Source organism: Streptomyces sp. NPDC047000 (assembly GCF_040644295.1).
In the GTDB taxonomy this organism is placed as follows: domain Bacteria; phylum Actinomycetota; class Actinomycetes; order Streptomycetales; family Streptomycetaceae; genus Streptomyces.
This window is the reverse complement of record NZ_JBEYWE010000012.1, coordinates 89,560-106,906: the sequence shown is the minus strand read 5'-3', so window position 1 is coordinate 106,906 and position 17,347 is coordinate 89,560. Positions and strand designations below refer to the sequence as shown.

Below are 17,347 nucleotides of genomic sequence, written 5' to 3'. Positions count from 1 at the left end.
GATGAGCCGATGGCCGGAACGGCAGTCGAACAAGCGCATACCGAGACAAAACTGTCACCACAGACGCGGAAGGTGCTGGCGGCACTGATCGTCGGCGGGATCGCGGCGATCCTGGACTCGACGATGGTGACGCTGGCGATCCACACGCTGGTGGTCGAGATGCACTCGTCCGCCGGCACGATCCAGTGGGTCACCACCGCGTACCTGCTGGCGCTCTCGGTGACGATCCCGCTCACCGGCTGGGCGGAGAGCCGCTGGGGCGGCAAGCGGGTCTGGATGTCGGCGCTGGTGCTGTTCGTGGCCGGTTCCGCGCTGTGCGCGCTCTCCTGGGACGCCGCCGGCCTGATCGGCTTCCGGGTGGTGCAGGGCCTCGGCGCCGGGCTGATCTTCCCGCTGATGCAGACGCTCGCGGTGCGGACCGCGGGCGGGCAGGTCAGCAGCCGGCTGATGGCGGCCGTCAGCCTGCCGATCGCGCTCGGCCCGATCCTCGGCCCGGTGATCGGCGGGGTGATCCTCAACTGGCTGAGCTGGCGCTGGCTGTTCCTCGTCAACGTCCCGGTGATCGCCGTCGGCCTGCTGCTGGCCTGGCGCCACCTGCCCGCCGACCGTCCCGACCGTCCCGCCGTCCGCACCCGCCTGGACCTGACCGGCCTGGTCCTGCTCGCCCCGGCGCTGGCCACGATCCTGCTCGGCCTCTCCCAGCTGTCCCAGGACGGCGGCGTCGACCACGCCGGTGTGCTCGTTCCCCTGCTGACCGGGACCGTACTGCTGGCCGCGTTCGTGGCCCGGGCACTGCGGCCGGGCGAGCGGCAGCCGATCGTCGACATCCGTCTGCTGCACCTGCGGTCGCTGGGCAGCGCCTCCGCGGTCCTGTTCGCCTCCGGCGCGGTGCTGTACGCGGCGATGTTCCTGCTCCCGCTCTACTACCAGCAGCTACGGGGCGAGAGCGTGCTGCACGCGGGCCTGCTGCTGATCCCGCAGGGCATCGGCGCGCTCGTCGCCCGGGTCGGGGTCGGCGCCCTGGTCCAGCGGTTCGGGGCCCGCGCCGTGACGGTCTTCAGCCTGCTGCTCACCGCCGCCGCGACCGTCCCGTTCACGTCCGCCGGGCCGGACACGAGCCTGTGGTGGCTGGCAGCGGTACTCCTGGTCCGCGGCCTCGGCGTCGGGGCGATGCTGATCCCGCCGATGTCCGTGGCCTACCACGACATCCGGCCGGCGGAGATCCAGCACGCCACCATGAACACCCGCATCGTCCAGCAGATCGGCGCCTCCTTCGGCACCGCGATCGTCGCCGTCGTCCTCCAGTCACTCCTCACCCACGGCGCCGTCGGCGCCTTCCACACCGCCTTCTGGTGGACCATCGGCATCACGGTCACCGCCCTCGCCCCCGCCCTCACCCTCCCGGGCCGCGGGGCCACCGGCCAGAGGTGAACCGCTTCGGCCCGGCGTGCGCACCGCTCGCCCCTACTGCCGGAGCTCCACGATGTCGGCGACCACGCAGCTGACGTTGTCGGGGCCGCCGGAGCCGTTGGCGAGGGCGACGAGGTCACGGACGGCCTGCTCGGGTTCGCCGGTCTCGCTGAGCACCCGGTGGAGGTCCTCGGCCGGCACGACGGTGGACAGGCCGTCGGAGCAGAGCAGATACCGGTCCTCCCGCCGGGCATCGTGGAGGCGCATGTCCGGCGTGCTGTCGGCGCCTTGTCCCAGAGCCCGGACCAGCAGCGACCGCTGGGGATGGGAGGCGGCCTCTTCCGCGCTGAGGCGTCCCTCGTCGACCATCGACCGGACCACGGTGTGGTCATGGGTGATCTGGAACAGCTCTCCGTCGCGCAGGAGATAGACGCGGGAGTCACCGATGTGGACGAGGGCCAGCTGCGAGCCGGTCCAGAGCATCGCGGTGAGCGTGGTGCCGGTGCCGTCCGGTGAGGTACCGCCGTCGGCCGCCTCGTTCACCGCCTGCTCGGCCTGTTCGACCACGTCCTCCAGGACGTTGAGGAGATCCCCGGCCGGGACGGTGTCGGTCTCGAGGTGCCTGAGCGCGTCGACGGCGGCCGCACTGGCGTAGGCACCCCGGCTGCCGCAGCCGTCGGCGACGGCGAGCAGGCGGGGCCCGGCGTGGACGGTGTCCTGGTTGCCCTCGCGGACCAGACCGGTGTCGGAGAGGGCGGCGTAGCGGATGCCGAGCGGCTGGGCGGTCGGGGACATGGCGGAGTCCTTCCGGGTCAGATGGTCGACGAGGAAGCCGGCCAGGTCCCGCCGTGCGGTGGTGTCGGCCTCGACCCGGGCCCAGAACGCGCGGACCTCCCGGGCCGCGTCGGCGGCGTCGAGCGTGCGGACGTGCCGGATGCGGGCCAACGGCATTCCCAGCCGGCGGAGCCAGGCGACCAGTCGGGCCTGCTCCAGCTGTTCCGGTGCATAGCGGCGGTAGCCGGTCACCGGGTCCACGCTGACGGGGATCAGCAGACCGAGTTCGTCGTACAACCGCAACGCCTTCGGCGACAGCCGGGACGCCCTCGCGAACGCCCCGATGGTCAGCAACCCCATACCCGCCCCTCCTCGCACCGGGCCCGTCGCCCGGCCCCACCGATGCTGGGGGCTGCCCCAGGGTGAAGGTCAAGAACCGGGCCCGGGCCCGGGGCACTGGGCGTCGTAGAACACCGGTGACGGTGAGCACCGGACGGGTCCGACAGCGCACCGTCGGGTGGTGGCTCATCTCAGCACGGTGCGTTCAGCGGGCCGGTGGCGATCTCGGCCCAGACCGTCAGGCCGTCGGCCGTGCGGTGGGTGCCCCAGCGGGTGGCGAGGACGCCGGTGATGAGCAGGCCGCGGCCGTGTTCACTGTCCGGCGGGGGTACGGACACGAACGTGGGGCTGTGCCCCGTGCCCGCGTCGGTCACGGTGAGGACGACTGCCGAGGGGTGCCGTGCGCAGGCCACGGTGACCGTGCGACTGCCGCTGTGCTCCAGCGCGTTGGCGACCAGTTCGCCTGCGACGGTCTCCAGGTCTCCGGCCGGGCCGGGCGGCAGGTGCCACGAGCGGGCGGTGTCGCGCAGGTGGCGCCGGGCGGTGGGTGCGGAGGACAGGTCGTCGCCGGGCAGGGTCCACTGGGCGTAGGCGAGGAGCGCGTCCTGGCTGGCACGCGGCAGCGGGAGAGCGGGATGCGCTGGTAGGCCGGTGCCTCCTCGCGCACCCCGGGAGCAGGCGATGCGCAGTACGTCGCCCAGGGCCTCCGACAACTGGTCGGCGAGAGAGCCCAGTTCTGCGGCAGAAGCGGTTGTGCGCATCGCGAGCACCTCCCGGGACCTGGACAGCAGCCTCTCCCCGAGCACGAGTTGCGTCTCCTCGATCCGGTCCGCGAGCCGGGAGGCGGTTCCGGCGCCGTCGGTGAGGAGCAGGCAGGGCTGGCCGTGGGCGCCGGCCCAGGGCAGCAGCCGTACGAGGTCGGGCGCGGGCTTGGCGCCGTCCCGCAGGATGTCGTCGCAGTCGCCGAAGTCAGTCATGCGATCACTCCGTTGGTCAACGCGGCATGAAAGGTGAGTCGACGCCGCGAACTTGTGATGCAGGACGGCCCGATCGAGGGGCCTCACCCTCACAAAATTCCTCACGAGCAACCTTGCTCGCAAGCCATGTCACCCCAAAGGGTTGCGAACGGGAAAAAGTGTTCTCGTCCGAATCGGGTCAAGTAGCCTGCGCGGCATGGAGGTGGCCACATGACCGACGCCCAGCCCAACCTGCACCGGCGGCGGCTGGGGCTTGAGCTCCGGTCGCTGCGCAAAGCCGCGGGGATGAGCCTTGCGGAGGCAGCCGACAGGCTCTCGCTGTCCGGCGCTCCGGCGCTCAGCAAGATCGAGAACGGCAAACAGCGGGTGCCGCCGATCACGCTCGCCGGCTTCTTCGAGGTGTACGGCCTTCACGACAAGACGCGGAGCGAGAGTCTCCGCAGGCTGGCATCACTGGCGAACACCGGGCGTCGCACCAACCTCTTCGACCAGTACCGGCAGTCCATCAGAGATCCGTTCGCCGAGTACCTGCACCTGGAGGAACTCGCTTGTAAGAGCGAGACGTTCGCCTGGATGATCCCCGGCCTGCTGCAGACCGAGGACTACGCGAGGGCCGTGGTGGAGCGGAGCCGCAAGTGGCACACGCAACGGGAGATCAGCAGCTTCGTCGCACTCCGCATGGCCAGGCAGGAGGCGCTGTCGCGGGAGGACCCCCTGCACCTGTGGTGCGTGCTGGACGAGTCGGCGTTCCTGCGCGAGGTCGGCGGGAGGCAGGTCATGCGGACGCAGCTCGAACACCTGCTGACCGTCACTGCGGAACGCAGGAACGTACAGGTCCAGGTGCTCGACTTCGCCCATGGGGCACACGCGGGCATGGACGGACCGTTCCACCTGCTGCGTTTCCCGGCCGGACCACCTGTCGCCGTCGTGGAGCCGATGACAACCGCTTTGTACCTGGAGGAAGATGGCGACATCGGGCGCTACGAAACGGCGTTCGACCACCTCCGCGCCGCAGCGCTGGACGTGGAGGCCTCCCGGCACTACATCCTCGATCTGATCAAGGACCGCTACCCATGATGAAGAAGGTCGACCTCTCCACCGCCGTCTGGGCCAAGAGCGAGTTGAGCAACGGCGGCGACAACTGTCTGGAGGTCGCCTTCGTGGACGGCGTCGTCGCACTGCGCGACTCCAACGACGTCGGCTCACCGGGTGCCCAGGTGCTCGTCATATCCGAAGAGGACTACCGCGCCTTCACCGGAGGCGTCGAGCGCGGGCAGCGCAACTTGTTGCTGCCGTGAGCCGGTGCGCCGACGGCCCGGAGGGGGTTCCTCCGGGCCGCCGGTGTACGTGCTCGGGTCAGGACAGGCGGGCCGCCCCCGCCGACGGCACCGCCTCGAAGACGCGCGGGGCCTTGTACGACGCCGACGCGAACGCCTCCTCGACGGCCTTCGTGATCGTCGGGACGGCGGACTCCTCCGCCAGGACGATCGCCGAGCCGCCGAAGCCGCCGCCCGTCATGCGGGCGCCCAGGGCGCCGGAGGCGAGGGCCGTGTCGACCACCAGGTCCAGCTCGGGGCAGGAGATGCGGAAGTCGTCCCGGAGGGAGGCGTGGCCCTCGGTGAGGACCGGGCCGATGGCCGCCGTGTCGCCGGATTCGAGGAGGGAGACGACGCGTTCGACGCGTTCGTCCTCCGTGACGACGTGGCGGACCAGGCGGCGGACCTCCTCGTCGTCGCCCAGGCGGGCGAGGGCGGCGTCCAGGTCCGCGTACGGGACGTCCCGCAGGGCGTCGACGCCGAGCAGGTCCGCGCCCTTCTCGCAGCCCGCGCGGCGCTTGCCGTACTCGCCGTTGCTGTGGGTGTGCTTGACCTGGGTGTCGACGACCAGGAGGCGCATGCCCTCGGCCGCGAGGTCGAAGGGGATCTGCTTCTGGGAGAGGTCGCGGGTGTCGAGGAACAGGGCGTGTCCCGCGGAGCAGCAGGCCGATGCCGTCTGGTCCATGATGCCGGTGGGGGCGCCCACGTAGACGTTCTCCGCGCGCTGGCACAGGCGGGCCAGTTCCCAGCGCTTCAGGCCCAGTTCGTACAGGTCGTTCAGGGCCAGGGCGACCACGACCTCCAGGGCCGCCGACGACGACAGGCCGGCGCCGGTCGGGACCGTGGAGGAGAGGTGGATGTCCGCGCCGGTCACCGGGTGGCCCGCCTCGCGCAGGGCCCAGACCACGCCCGACGGGTACGCCGTCCAGTCGTGGTCCTCACCGGGCGTCAGGGCGTCCAGGGCCAGTTCCGCCACTCCGCCGTCGACATCGCCCGAGTGCAGGCGCAGGACGCCGTCGGTGCGGCGGGAGACGGCTGCCGTCGTGACGTGCGGCAGGGCGAACGGCATGACGAAGCCGTCGTTGTAGTCGGTGTGCTCGCCGATCAGGTTGACCCGGCCCGGTGCCGACCAGACGCCGTCCGGTGCGGCCCCGTACAGCGCGGTGAAGTCCGCTCGCACCTGCTGTGCTGCCACCGTCGATGCCCCCATCACTGCTCCCTTGCGATGTTCTGCGCGAACTCCCAGGCGTCCGCGACGATGCCCGCGAGGTCCGCGCGGGACGGCTGCCAGCCGAGGCGCTCCCGGGCCGCCTGGGCGGAGGCGACCAGGACGGCGGGGTCGCCGCCCCGGCGGGGTGCCACGACCTCGGGGATCGGGTGCCCGGTGACGGTGCGCACGGTCTCGACGACCTCGCGTACCGAGAAGCCGTTGCCGTTGCCGAGGTTGCAGATGAGATGTTCGCCGGCCGTGGCGGCGCCGAGGGCGAGCAGGTGGGCCTCGGCGAGGTCGGCGACGTGGATGTAGTCGCGGATGCAGGTGCCGTCGGGGGTCGGGTAGTCGTCGCCGAAGACGGAGATCGCCTCGCGGCGGCCCTGCGCGACCTGGAGGACGAGCGGGATGAGGTGCGACTCGGGGGCGTGGCGCTCGCCGTACGAACCGTAGGCGCCCGCCACGTTGAAGTATCGAAGGGACACCGCGCCGAGGCCGTGCGCGACCGCCTCCGAGGTGATCATGTGATCGACGGCGAGTTTGGTCGCGCCGTAGGGATTGGTCGGCTTCGTGGGGGCGGTCTCGGCGATCGGGACCTCCTCCGGCTCGCCGTAGGTGGCGGCCGTGGAGGAGAACACCAGGGTGCGGACGCCCGCCTCGCGCATCGCGCCGAGCAGCGCCATGGTGCCGCCGACGTTGTTCGCCCAGTACTTCTCCGGCTTCACCACCGACTCGCCGACCTGCGAGAACGCGGCGAAGTGCAGCACGCCGTCGTAGGAGGCGTCGAGCCACTTCCCGGCGTCGCGGATGTCGCCCTCGACGAAGGCGGCGCCGGAGGGCACACCCTCGCGGAAGCCGGTGGAGAGGTTGTCGAGGACGGTCACCTCGTGGCCCGCTTCCAGCAGGTGCTGGGCCACGACACTGCCGACATACCCGGCACCACCCGTGACCAGGTACTTACCGCTCATTGCTGGCTACCTCTCGGAGTCGCTCAGCCGCACGTTCCGGCGGCACGTCGTTGATGAAGACGTTCATACCGGACTCCGAGCCTGCGAGGAACTTGAGCTTGCCCGAAGTGCGGCGGATGGTGAAGAGCTCGAGGTGAAGAGCGAAGTCGTCCCTGCTCACCCCGTCGAACTCGGCCAGCGCCCCGAACGGGGCCTGGTGCCAGGCCGCGATGTAGGGCGTGGGCGGCTCGCCCTCGCCGAAGATCCGGTCGAACCGCTTCAAGAGTTCCAGATACACCTGGGGGAACTCTGTGCGGGCCGCCTCGTCCAGGGCGAGCAGGTCGGGGACCCGGCGCTTGGGGTAGAGGTGCACCTCGTAGGGCCAGTGCGCGGCGTACGGCACGAAGGCCGCCCAGTGCGCGGTCTCCAGGACGAGCCGCTCACCGGCCAGTTCGCGGGCGAGGACGGCGTCGAAGAGGTTCTCCCCGCCGGTGGCCTCCCGGTGTGACGCGAGCGACCTCAGCATCAGTGCGGTGCGAGGGGTGGTGAAGGGGTAGGCGTAGATCTGACCGTGGGGGTGACCGAGCGTCACACCGATCTCCGCCCCGCGGTTCTCGAAACAGAAGACCTGCTCCACGGAGGACAGATGGGACAGCTCGGAGGTCCGGTCGGTCCAGGCGTCCAGGACGAGCCGGGCCTGCTCCTCGGTGAGGGAGGCGAAGGACGCGTCGTGGTCGGAGGTGAAGCAGACGACCTCGCAGCGGCCGGAGTCGCCGGCGAGCGAGGGGAAACGGTTCTCGAAGACGACGACGTCGTACGAGGAGTCCGGGATCTCGCTGAGGCGGTCGCCCTGTGTGGGGCAGAGCGGGCACTCGTCGGCCGGCGGATGGTAGGTGCGGCCCTGCCGGTGCGAGGCGACGGCCACCGAGTCGCCCAGCAGCTCGTCGCGGCGGATCTCCGAGGTCGTGACGGTCCGCTCCAGCGGCCTTCGGTCCACCGCGTCCCGGACGGTGTCGTCCCGCAGATCGAAGTAGATGAGCTCACGACCGTCGGCGAGCCGGGTCGAGGTCTTCTTCACAGCCGGACTCCTCATCGCCCGTTCAGCCAGACGTACGCTTCCAACATAACCCAACAAACCAAAACACAGGAGTCCCCAGGCGTCAACATCACAATCCAACAAAGTCCATCATCATAAGTGTTCATTTCTTGAACACCGGCGTAGGTTCCTGAGCCGGATCTGTTCACGCAACGAAGCGAGTGCACATGCAATCCCCCACTGCTGTTCAGTTGGCGGTGGAGCTACGGCTCCCCACCAACTGGCTGGATTACACGATCCTGGCGATCTACTTCGTCGTCGTCCTGGGCATCGGTTTCGCCGCCCGCAAGTCGGTGAAGACCAGCCTCGACTTCTTCCTCTCGGGCCGCTCCCTGCCCGCCTGGATCACCGGCCTGGCGTTCATCTCCGCCAACCTGGCCGCCACCGAGATCCTCGGCATGGCCGCCAACAGCGCGCAGTACGGCGCGTACACCGTGCACTGGTACTGGATCGGTGCCATCCCCGCCATGGTCTTCCTCGGCCTGGTGATGATGCCCTTCTACTACAGCAGCAAGGTCCGCTCGGTCCCCGAGATGCTGCTGCTGCGCTTCGACAAGTGGGCGCATCTGCTCAGTTCCGCGCTGTTCGCCTTCGCCGCCGTCCTCATCGCGGGCGTCAACCTCTACGCCCTGGCCATCGTCGTCGAGGCGCTGCTGGGCTGGCCGCAGTGGGTCGCGATCGTGGTGGCGGGCTTCTTCGTGCTCGCGTACATCACCCTGGGCGGTCTGTCCTCCGCGATCTACAACGAGGTCCTCCAGTTCTTCGTGATCCTGGCGGCCCTCATCCCGATCACCGTCCTCGGCCTGAAGAAGGTCGGCGGCTGGGGCGGCCTGACCGACAAGCTGACCGCTCAGCACGGCGCCGACTTCACCACGGCGTGGGGCGGCACCGGCATCGGCAGCTCCAACCCGCTCGGCGCGAACTGGCTGACCATCGTGCTCGGCCTCGGCTTCGTGCTGTCCTTCGGCTACTGGACGACCAACTTCGCCGAGGTCCAGCGCGCCCTCTCCGCGAAGAACCTCTCGGCCGGCCAGCGCACCCCGCTGATCGCCGCCTATCCGAAGATCTTCATCGTCTTCCTGGTGATGATCCCGGGTCTGGTCGCCGCGGCCCTGGTCCCCAACATCGGCACCTCCGCCTCCGGTCTCCAGTACAACGACGCGATCCCGTACCTGATGCAGGAGCTGCTGCCCAACGGTGTGCTGGGCATCGCGGTCACCGGTCTGCTGGCGGCCTTCATGGCCGGTATGGCGGCCAACGTGTCGTCCTTCAACACGGTGTTCACCAACGACATCTGGGCGAAGTACGTGGTCAAGGACCGCGAGGACACGTACTACGTGCGCTTCGGCCGCATCATCACGGCGGTGGGCGTGATGATCTCGATCGGCACGGCCTTCCTGGCCTCGTCGTTCTCGAACATCATGAGCTACCTCCAGACCCTGTTCTCCTTCTTCAACGTGCCGATGTTCGTGGTGTTCATCGTCGGCATGTTCTGGAAGCGCGCCTCGGCCAAGTCCGGCTTCTGGGGCCTGCTCGCCGGCACCGTGACGGCGATGGTCAACTACTTCGTCCTCTACAAGCACGACATCATCTCCATCCCCACCGACCAGGGCGCCAACTTCGTGTCCGCCATCGCCGGCTTCGTCGCCGGTGCCGTGGTCATGGTCGTCGTGTCCCTGTTCACCGCCCCCAAGCCCGCCGAGGAACTCCAGGGCCTGGTCTACGGCACCAAGTCGCCCGGCATGGCCGAGCCGCCCGCCGCCGGCGACGACGCCTGGTACCGCCGTCCCGCCCTGCTGGGCTGGGGCGCCGTGATCATCGCCGCCGCCTGCTACATCCCGTTCTCGTTCTGACGGGGAAGGACTGAGGAACCATGTCTGACTCTTCCGGGTTCTCGCACTACTCCGAGAAGGACGTCCAGCAGGAGGTCACCGACCTCGAGGGCAAGTCCGCCACCGCGGCACGGATCTTCGACCTGCGGCGCATCATCGGCGGTCTGTTCGTGCTGTACGGCATCATCGTCACGATCACCGGCATCACCGACGACCAGGCGGCCATCGACAAGGCGCAGGGCGTCAACATCAACCTCTGGACCGGCATCGCGATGCTGCTGCTGGGCGTGTTCTTCCTCGCCTGGCTGAAGCTGCGGCCCACCCCGCCGCCGCTGCCGGAGTCTTCGGCGGACGAGGACGAACCGTCCGCCTGAGCGCTCGGCCGGACGCCGACCGCCCCTGAAGCACGCCCCTGCGGGGGCGGTGCCGTCAGGGGCGGTCGGCGTCCGGGAGCGGGCCCGCCCGGTCGAGGAGGCCGGTGCGGGCGGCCAGGGCCGCGGCCTCCAGCCGGGAGCCCACGCCCAGTTTCATCAGCACCCGCTGCACATGGGTGCGGGCCGTGCTCGGCGCGATGCCCATCCCCGCCGCGATCAGCCGGGTGTCCTCGCCGTCGGCCACCCTGACCAGCACCTCGACCTCCCGCGGGGTGAGCATCTGCAACAGCCGCTGACCCTCGTCGTCGGGCTGGGCCGCGGGGTTGAGGAGTTCGGCGAACGCCCCCTGGAGCAGCTGCGGAGCCACGGCCGCCTCCCCGGCGCGGGCCTTCATGATGGCCCGCTCGACGCCCTCGATGCGCTCGTCGTGCCGTACGTAGCCCGAGGCGCCCGCGGCGAACGCGGCGGCGATACCGCGCGGTGACGGCACCGGGCCCAGCACCAGCACCGCCACCTGCGGACGCTCCCGCTTGATCCGCGCCACCGGGTCGAAGGCCCCCGGCTCGGCCGGAGCGGCCGTCCCCAGCAGGCACACCTCGGGGGCGCGCGTGATCACCAGCTCCGCCGCGCCCGCGGCCGGCGCCGCCGCGGCGAGCACCCGGTGCCCGCGCAGCTTCAGCGCCGAGGCCAGTGCCTCGGCGAGCAGTCGGTGGTCGTCGACCACCATGAGCCGCACTCCCATTGGAACCCCCCAGTCCCCAGACCACAGACCACGACCCCGGCGGACGCCCCACTATGGCCGCCCACCGGACCACGGGAACAGAGGGCCCCCCGGCACCTCGCCCCTCATGCCCCCGGAAGCTACACGCTTGTTCGACGTAGCGCTGCCCCTACCGGTGAGAAGTGCCCCGGATCGGCGGAATTACTGGCATTCGCGGGCGATGAGCGGTACGCGTACGGCCCCGCCCCTGAGCAGGTACGCCAGGGACGGGGCCGTGCGGGCCCGCGGGCTTACGGGCCGTGCGGGCCCGCGGAGCCGGGCGGTGATCAGCTTCCGGTGCCGAAGGCGATCGCCAGGTACTCCTTGCCGCCGAGCGAGGACGTCGACTTGTGCGCGTAGACCGCCGACATGTACAGCCGGCCCTCGCCGTAGAGGAGTTCCGCGAACTCGGGGAGCATCGCGGTCTCCGCGTCGCGCACCGACTCCGTCGCCGGGTTCTCCAGCAGCGTGGTCTGCTTGAACGAGCTGCCGTCGATGCTGACGACCTGGCCGCCCTTGTCGTACGGCGGCCGCTTGTACGCCAGCAGGTTGGTGCCGTCCATGCGCAGCGGGGAGATGTCGTAGCCGTCGCCCGCGTCGGCGCGCTGGCCGGTCTGCTTGCCGGTGGCGAGGTCGAAGGCGACGATCTCGTTGGTCTTGCTGTACTGGCCGCTGCCGTCGTGCTCCTCGGTGGGCACGTACAGCTTGTCGTTGCCGACCGCGAGTTCCTTGCACGCCTCGACACGGGTGATGCCGTCACAGCGGGCCGCGTACTTGTCGCCCGGCGCGGAGATGTGGGAGCGCAGCGCGCCCGTCTTGCCGTCGATGGAGAAGAAGTCCGAGATGCCGCTGCCGTCACCGGCGCTGTCGCCGACGTCGGCGGCCACCACCAGCGGGTCGGTGGAGACGACGCTGGCGTACTCGATGCCCTGCGCCATCTTGTACTCGGCGATCACCTTGCCGGTCTTCGGGTCGATGTTCTGGATGTGCAGCTGACGGCTGCCGTACGAGCCGCACTTGCGCACCGCGACCAGTTTGTCGCCGCCCGCGTACCCGGCGTCGTAGCAGGTGTCCTCGGGCTTCGGGGACCAGAGGACCTTGCCGTCGGTGATGCCGAAGGCGGCGCCGCCGTAGGTGGAACCGACCGCGACCGTACCGCCGCCGACCGTGATGTTGCTGAAGCTGATCGGGCGGTCGCCGGAGTTGACCGACTTCGTCCACAGCTTGGTGCCGGTGTTCAGGTCGACCGCGGCGATCTGGCTGCATCCGGCGCTGGAGTTCTTCGCCGGCATCTCCGGCTGGAACAGCACGGCGGTGCGGCCGTCGGCGTCGACGTGGTCGCTGGCCTCGCACACCGGGCCGGGCAGCTTGAGCGTCCACAGCTTGGTGCCCTTGGCGGGGTCGTAACCGGTGATCCGGGCGACGCCGCTCTTGGCGTACACCTTGTCGGTCAGCCAGGAGCCCGTGGTGACGACCGTGTCGTCCGCCTCGGGCATCGGGACCTGGAACAGCACCTTGGACGTGGTGTCGGAGGGCACCTTCTCCGAACCGCCGGAGGTGGTGGTGCCGCCCTTGGAGCCCGTGGAGCCCTTGCCGCCGCTGCCGCCGGAGTTCGCGGTGTCCTTCTTGCCGCTGTCGTGGTTCTGGGAGTACCAGACACCGCCGCCGACGATCAGGGCGATCACCACGACCGCCGACACGATGATGGCCAGCGGTGCCTTCGACTTCTTCGGCCCGCCGGGCACACCCGGCGCGCCGGGGAACTGGGGCTGCGTGGGATAGCCGTAACCACCGCCGGGCTGGGCGCCGTAGGGGCCGGGCTGCGGGGCGGTGGCGTACGGGTTCGGCTGCTGGCCGGGGTAGCCGTAGCCGGGCTGGGGGGCGGTGGGAGGCTGCGGGGCCTGGGGGGACTGCGGGTAGCCGTAGCCGGGGGGCGGCGTGGGGCCGGCCGGGGGTGCCGCGGGGTAGCCGTAGCCGGGTTGCGGGGGCGGCGGGGTGCCCTGTGGCGGGGTCTGCGGCGGGCCGAAGCCGCCGCCCTGCGGGGGCTGGTTCGGGGGCTGCGGCGGCCGGCCGGGAGGCAGAGGCGGCTGGCCCGCGGGCTGCGGGGGCTGGTTGGGCGGCTGGTTGGGGGGCGGCGGGGGCGGCTGGGTCATGACGTGGGTACCTCGGAAGGACGGCGGAGGGAACAGCGGTGATGACGGCGGACGGACACCGTGGGCGAGCTCAGTTGCCGAAGGCGAGCATGAGCTTCTCCTTCGAGTCGTCGTTGCCGGTCAGCGTGACGTTGGAGATGTACAGCCGGCCGTCGGCCCATTCGACGTCGCGGGAGAAGAAGGTGTTCTCGATGGTCGCCGTGGCCGCGGGGTTCTGCAGCAGCTTCGTGGGGGAGTGGCCGGTCCCCGTGAGCGGGATCGACACGACCTGGCCGCCGGCGTCGTAGGACGGCTCCACGTAGGCGATCAGCTTCCCGTTCTCGATCTCGAGCGGCAGCATCGACTCGTCGGCCGGGGACTTCACCCGCCACTTCTCCTTGCCGGTGGAGAGGCTGATGGCGACGATCCGGTTCGGGCCGGTGGTCGCCTTGGTGGGCAGGTACAGGGTGTTCGCGTCGGTGGCCACGCCCTGGCAGGTCGTCAGGCTGCTGCCGAGGATCGACCAGCCGCACTGCGGGGCGAAGTCCTCGTCCACGGTGACCTCGGAACGGAAGGAACCGTCGGCGTTGAAGGTGGAGATGTTCCACGCCTTCTTGTCGTCGTTGGTGAGATAGACGACCAGCGGGTCGACGGAGTACGCCTGGGAGACCTTCCAGCCCTTCTTGACCTTCTGCGTCCACTTGACGGCGCCGGTCGACGGGTCGAGCTCCTGGATCTCGTCGTGCTCGGTCGAGGTGTACGCGCCGCAGGACGCCACCTGGATCAGCCGGGAGCCGCCCGCGAACGCGCTCGGGAAGCAGGACGCGCCGTACTTCTTCTTGTCGAACAGCTTCTTGCCGGTGCCGACGTCGTACGCCACGCCGGACTGCGAGCGGCCCACCATCAGCGTGCTGCCCGTGATGGACAGCCGCAGCGTGACGACGTCGTCGAACAGGGCGCCGTCGGATATCTGGGTGGTCCAGCCCTTCTTGCCGGTGTCCAGGTCGAGCTGCTGGAGCCGGTTGCACTTGGCGCGGTCGCTGCTGCCGGACTCGTAGGCGATCACCACCTTGCCGCCGGAGGACGGCCGGTCGGTGACCGCGCAGATCTTCTCGGGGAAGGTGACGGTGTCCCAGGCCGGTTCACCGGTGCCGGTCCGGTAGCCGAAGACCTGCTTGTAGGCGGCCTTGACCGCGGTCCGCCCGGTGATCCACATGCCGGGGGTGGAGGCGCCGGAGGCCGGCACGTCCGGTGCCGTCTTGTACCAGAGCACCTTCGCCTCGCCGGGCTTGCGGCCCTCGTTGAGGTTCTCGGGGTCCTCGCCGCCGTCGCCGCTGCCGTCACCGGGGTCGACCGGGTCGTCGGTGGCGGTGGTCCCGCCGCTGCCGGAGGCCGCGACGGTGGGCTTCCCGCTTGCGTCGCCGCCGCCGTCACCGCCGCTCGTGACGGCGTACACCGTCCCGCCGATCACGGCCAGCGCGGCGACCGCGGCGGCGACGACCAGGGCGGTCCTGCCCTTGAACGGGCCGCGCGGACCGCCCGGGGCGCCGGGGCCCTGGCCGCCGAGCGGCATCGTGGCGGGGCCGCCGCCCGGGTACGGGGGCTGCTGCGGGTAGCCGTAGCCGGGCTGCGGAGGGCCGTAGGGGCCGGGCTGCGGGGCGTAGGGCCCCGGTTGCGGGGCGGCACCGTACGGTCCCGGCTGGGCGTACGGGCCCTGCTGGGCGTAGGGACCGGGCTGGGCGTACGGGCCCTGCGGCGGGGGCGGGTTGTAGGGGCCGGGGGCGGCGCCGGGGCCGGGCTGCTGGGGGTAGCCGTAGCCGGGCGGCGGGCCCGCCGGGGGCGCCTGCGGGGGCGGCGGGGTCTGCGGAGGCGGCGGCGCCTGCGACGGGCCTCCGCCCTGCGACTCCTGCGGCTGCTGCTGGTCCGTTTGCGGCTCCCGCTGCTGTGCCTGCGGCGGCTGCTGCGGCTCGCTCGGCTGCTCCGGTGCTCCGAAACCGCCGTGCGCCGGCGGCTGGTCGGGCGGCTGAGTCATCAGCGCATTCCCCCTCATCCACTGATTTTTAGCCACGCCCCGAGGTTCTTATCGGACCCAAGGTCGTTCTCAGTTCGCTCTCATCACGCTCTCAGTCAGCCCTTTCTATCACTGACCAGGGACATGACGACGGGCCGTGACCACCCCTGTTCCCAAGGGAGGACCGGCCCGTGATGTCCTTGTTACGCGCCTTCACGCCCCCGGCACACGACGCGCACGCCGTGCCCGCCCGCGCCGGGAGCCGCTCGCCCGGCGCCTAGGCATCCTCGGCGAGTTCCAGCCAGCGCAGCTCCAGTTCGTCGCGCTCCCCCGCCAACCCGCGCAGTTCGGCGTCGAGTTCCGCCACCTTCGCGAAGTCTGTGGCGTGCTCGGCGATCCGGGCGTGCAGCGTGGTCTCCTTCTCGGAGATGCGGTCCAGCTGCCGTTCGATGCGCTGGAGTTCCTTCTTGGCGGCACGGGAGTCGGCGGCGCTCACCGCCTGCGCGGGCCGGGTGACGGTGGGCGCCGAGGCGACCGCCACCGCCTCCATCCGGGCGCGGCGCTCCAGGTACTCGTCGATGCCGCGCGGCAGCATCCGCAGCGCGGCGTCGCCGAGCAGGGCGTACACCTTGTCGGTGGTGCGCTCGACGAAGAACCGGTCGTGGGAGATGACGATCATCGAGCCGGGCCAGCCGTCGAGGACGTCCTCGAGCTGGGTCAGGGTCTCGATGTCGAGGTCGTTGGTGGGCTCGTCGAGGAACAGGACGTTGGGCTCGTCCATCAGCAGCCGCAGCAGCTGGAGCCTGCGGCGCTCACCGCCGGAGAGGTCGCCGACGGGCGTCCACTGCTTCTCCTTGGAGAAGCCGAACGTCTCGCACAGCTGACCGGCGGTCATCTCGCGCCCCTTGCCGAGGTCGACGCGCTCGCGCACCTGCTGCACGGCCTCCAGGACCCGCCATCCCGGGTCGAGCTCGGCGACCTCCTGGGACAGATAGGCGAGCTTGACCGTCCTGCCCACGGCGACCCGGCCGCCCGCCGGCTGCGTCTCGCCCTCGCTCCGGGCGGCGTCGGCCATGGCCCGCAGGAGTGAGGTCTTGCCCGCGCCGTTGACGCCGACGAGACCGATGCGGTCACCGGGGCCGAGCTGCCAGGTGACGTGCTTGAGCAGCACCTTGGGACCGGCCTGGACGGTGACGTCCTCCAGGTCGAACACCGTCTTCCCGAGCCGGGAGGAGGCGAACTTCATCAGTTCGGAGCTGTCCCGGGGCGGCGGCACGTCGGCGATGAGCTCGTTGGCGGCCTCGACGCGGAACCGCGGCTTGGACGTCCGCGCGGGCGCCCCGCGCCGCAGCCACGCCAGCTCCTTGCGTACCAGGTTCTGCCGCTTGACCTCCTCGGTGGCGGCGATGCGCTCGCGTTCGGCACGGGCGAAGACGTAGTCGGAGTAGCCGCCCTCGTACTCGTAGACGCTGCCGCGCTGCACGTCCCACATCCGGGTGCAGACCTGGTCGAGGAACCACCGGTCGTGCGTCACGCACACCAGCGCGGAGCGCCGGTTCTGCAGGTGCCGGGCCAGCCAGGCGATGCCCTCGACGTCGAGGTGGTTGGTCGGCTCATCGAGGACGATCAGGTCCTGCTCCTCGATGAGCAGCTTGGCGAGCGCGATCCGCCGCCGCTCACCGCCGGACAGCGGCCCGATCACGGTGTCGAGGCCCTTGGGGAAGCCCGGCAGGTCGAGCCCGCCGAACAGCCCGGTGAGCACGTCCCGCACCTTGGCGTTCCCGGCCCACTCGTGGTCGGCCATGTCGCCGATCACCTCGTGGCGGACGGTGGCCGCGGAGTCCAGCGAGTCGTGCTGTGTCAGCACCCCGGTCCGGAGCCCTCCGGAGTGGGTGACCCGCCCGGTGTCGGCCTCCTCCAGCTTGGCCAGCATGCGGATCAGCGTGGTCTTGCCGTCGCCGTTCCGCCCGACGACCCCGATCCGGTCCCCCTCGGACACGCCGAGCGACACCCCGTCCAGCAGGGCACGGGTGCCGTACACCTTGCTGACGTTCTCGACATTGACGAGGTTGACGGCCATTTCGCTCCTGTGCAGGGGGGTGGGTCAGCCTTCAAGGGTAGGGCTTGCCGGGCCGCCGTCCGGCCCCTCCGGCGTTCGGGGAGCGGTCG

General features: G+C 70.7%; 14 protein-coding genes. 5 read left to right on the top strand and 9 right to left on the bottom strand.

Going from position 1 to position 17,347, the window contains the following annotated elements; genetic code table 11:
* Window positions 1–9: 9 nt before the first annotated feature.
* A complete protein-coding gene (locus ABZ862_RS20470) occupies window positions 10–1,431 on the top strand; it encodes a DHA2 family efflux MFS transporter permease subunit (protein ID WP_360959997.1) in 1,422 nt (473 codons plus the stop codon).
* 33 nt (window positions 1,432–1,464) lie between these two features.
* On the opposite strand, the gene ABZ862_RS20465 is transcribed toward ABZ862_RS20470, so the two are convergent.
* Window positions 1,465–2,544, bottom strand: a complete 1,080-nt coding sequence (locus ABZ862_RS20465) for a protein phosphatase 2C domain-containing protein (RefSeq protein ID WP_360959995.1) — start codon at window positions 2,542–2,544, stop codon at window positions 1,465–1,467.
* 170 nt (window positions 2,545–2,714) lie between these two features.
* On the bottom strand, window positions 2,715–3,500 hold the full coding sequence (locus tag ABZ862_RS20460) for an ATP-binding protein (RefSeq protein WP_360959993.1): 786 nt from the start codon (window positions 3,498–3,500) through the stop codon (window positions 2,715–2,717).
* Window positions 3,501–3,710: 210 nt separating this feature from the next.
* On the opposite strand from ABZ862_RS20460, the gene ABZ862_RS20455 reads away from it, so the two are divergent.
* Both ABZ862_RS20455 and ABZ862_RS20450 read left to right on the top strand, forming a co-directional pair.
* On the top strand, window positions 3,711–4,577 hold the full coding sequence (locus ABZ862_RS20455) for a helix-turn-helix transcriptional regulator (protein ID WP_360959992.1): 867 nt from the start codon (window positions 3,711–3,713) through the stop codon (window positions 4,575–4,577).
* The gene (locus ABZ862_RS20450) at window positions 4,574–4,798 is read left to right on the top strand and encodes a DUF397 domain-containing protein (protein WP_360959990.1); all 225 of its coding nucleotides are present in this window, start codon (window positions 4,574–4,576) and stop codon (window positions 4,796–4,798) included. Before ABZ862_RS20455 ends, ABZ862_RS20450 begins: the two co-directional genes overlap by 4 nt.
* Before the next feature lie 58 nt (window positions 4,799–4,856).
* Here the strand turns inward: ABZ862_RS20450 and galK are convergent, their stop codons facing one another.
* The 3 genes from galK to galT are packed head-to-tail and all read right to left on the bottom strand — an operon-like array spanning window position 4,857 to window position 8,051.
* Entirely contained in the window at window positions 4,857–6,026 is a 1,170-nt protein-coding gene (gene galK, locus ABZ862_RS20445; RefSeq protein WP_360959989.1) for a galactokinase, read from the bottom strand.
* Window positions 6,026–6,994: a UDP-glucose 4-epimerase GalE gene (galE, locus tag ABZ862_RS20440; protein WP_360959987.1), complete on the bottom strand. Its 969-nt coding sequence runs from the start codon at window positions 6,992–6,994 to the stop codon at window positions 6,026–6,028. Before galE ends, galK begins: the two co-directional genes overlap by 1 nt.
* Complete coding sequence (gene galT, locus ABZ862_RS20435; RefSeq protein WP_360959986.1) at window positions 6,984–8,051, bottom strand: galactose-1-phosphate uridylyltransferase; 1,068 nt, start codon at window positions 8,049–8,051, stop codon at window positions 6,984–6,986. The genes galE and galT overlap by 11 nt, the downstream gene beginning before the upstream one ends.
* A 185-nt stretch (window positions 8,052–8,236) precedes the next feature.
* Here galT and ABZ862_RS20430 point away from each other — a divergent pair, with 185 nt between their 5' ends.
* Together ABZ862_RS20430 and ABZ862_RS20425 are read left to right on the top strand one after the other, a co-directional pair.
* Window positions 8,237–9,922, top strand: coding sequence for a sodium:solute symporter family protein (locus ABZ862_RS20430; protein ID WP_360959984.1), 1,686 nt, complete (start codon window positions 8,237–8,239; stop codon window positions 9,920–9,922).
* Window positions 9,923–9,942: 20 nt separating this feature from the next.
* Entirely contained in the window at window positions 9,943–10,275 is a 333-nt protein-coding gene (locus ABZ862_RS20425; RefSeq protein WP_360959982.1) for a hypothetical protein, read from the top strand.
* Window positions 10,276–10,330: 55 nt separating this feature from the next.
* Here the strand turns inward: ABZ862_RS20425 and ABZ862_RS20420 are convergent, their stop codons facing one another.
* From ABZ862_RS20420 to ABZ862_RS20405, 4 genes are all read right to left on the bottom strand, one after another.
* The gene (locus tag ABZ862_RS20420; protein WP_360959980.1) at window positions 10,331–11,017 is read right to left on the bottom strand and encodes a response regulator transcription factor; all 687 of its coding nucleotides are present in this window, start codon (window positions 11,015–11,017) and stop codon (window positions 10,331–10,333) included.
* Between the two features lie 305 nt (window positions 11,018–11,322).
* On the bottom strand, window positions 11,323–13,188 hold the full coding sequence (locus ABZ862_RS20415; RefSeq protein ID WP_360959978.1) for a PQQ-binding-like beta-propeller repeat protein: 1,866 nt from the start codon (window positions 13,186–13,188) through the stop codon (window positions 11,323–11,325).
* 70 nt (window positions 13,189–13,258) lie between these two features.
* Entirely contained in the window at window positions 13,259–15,199 is a 1,941-nt protein-coding gene (locus ABZ862_RS20410) for a PQQ-binding-like beta-propeller repeat protein (protein WP_360959976.1), read from the bottom strand.
* 256 nt (window positions 15,200–15,455) lie between these two features.
* Window positions 15,456–17,258: an ABC-F family ATP-binding cassette domain-containing protein gene (locus ABZ862_RS20405; RefSeq protein ID WP_360959974.1), complete on the bottom strand. Its 1,803-nt coding sequence runs from the start codon at window positions 17,256–17,258 to the stop codon at window positions 15,456–15,458.
* Window positions 17,259–17,347: the final 89 nt, after the last annotated feature.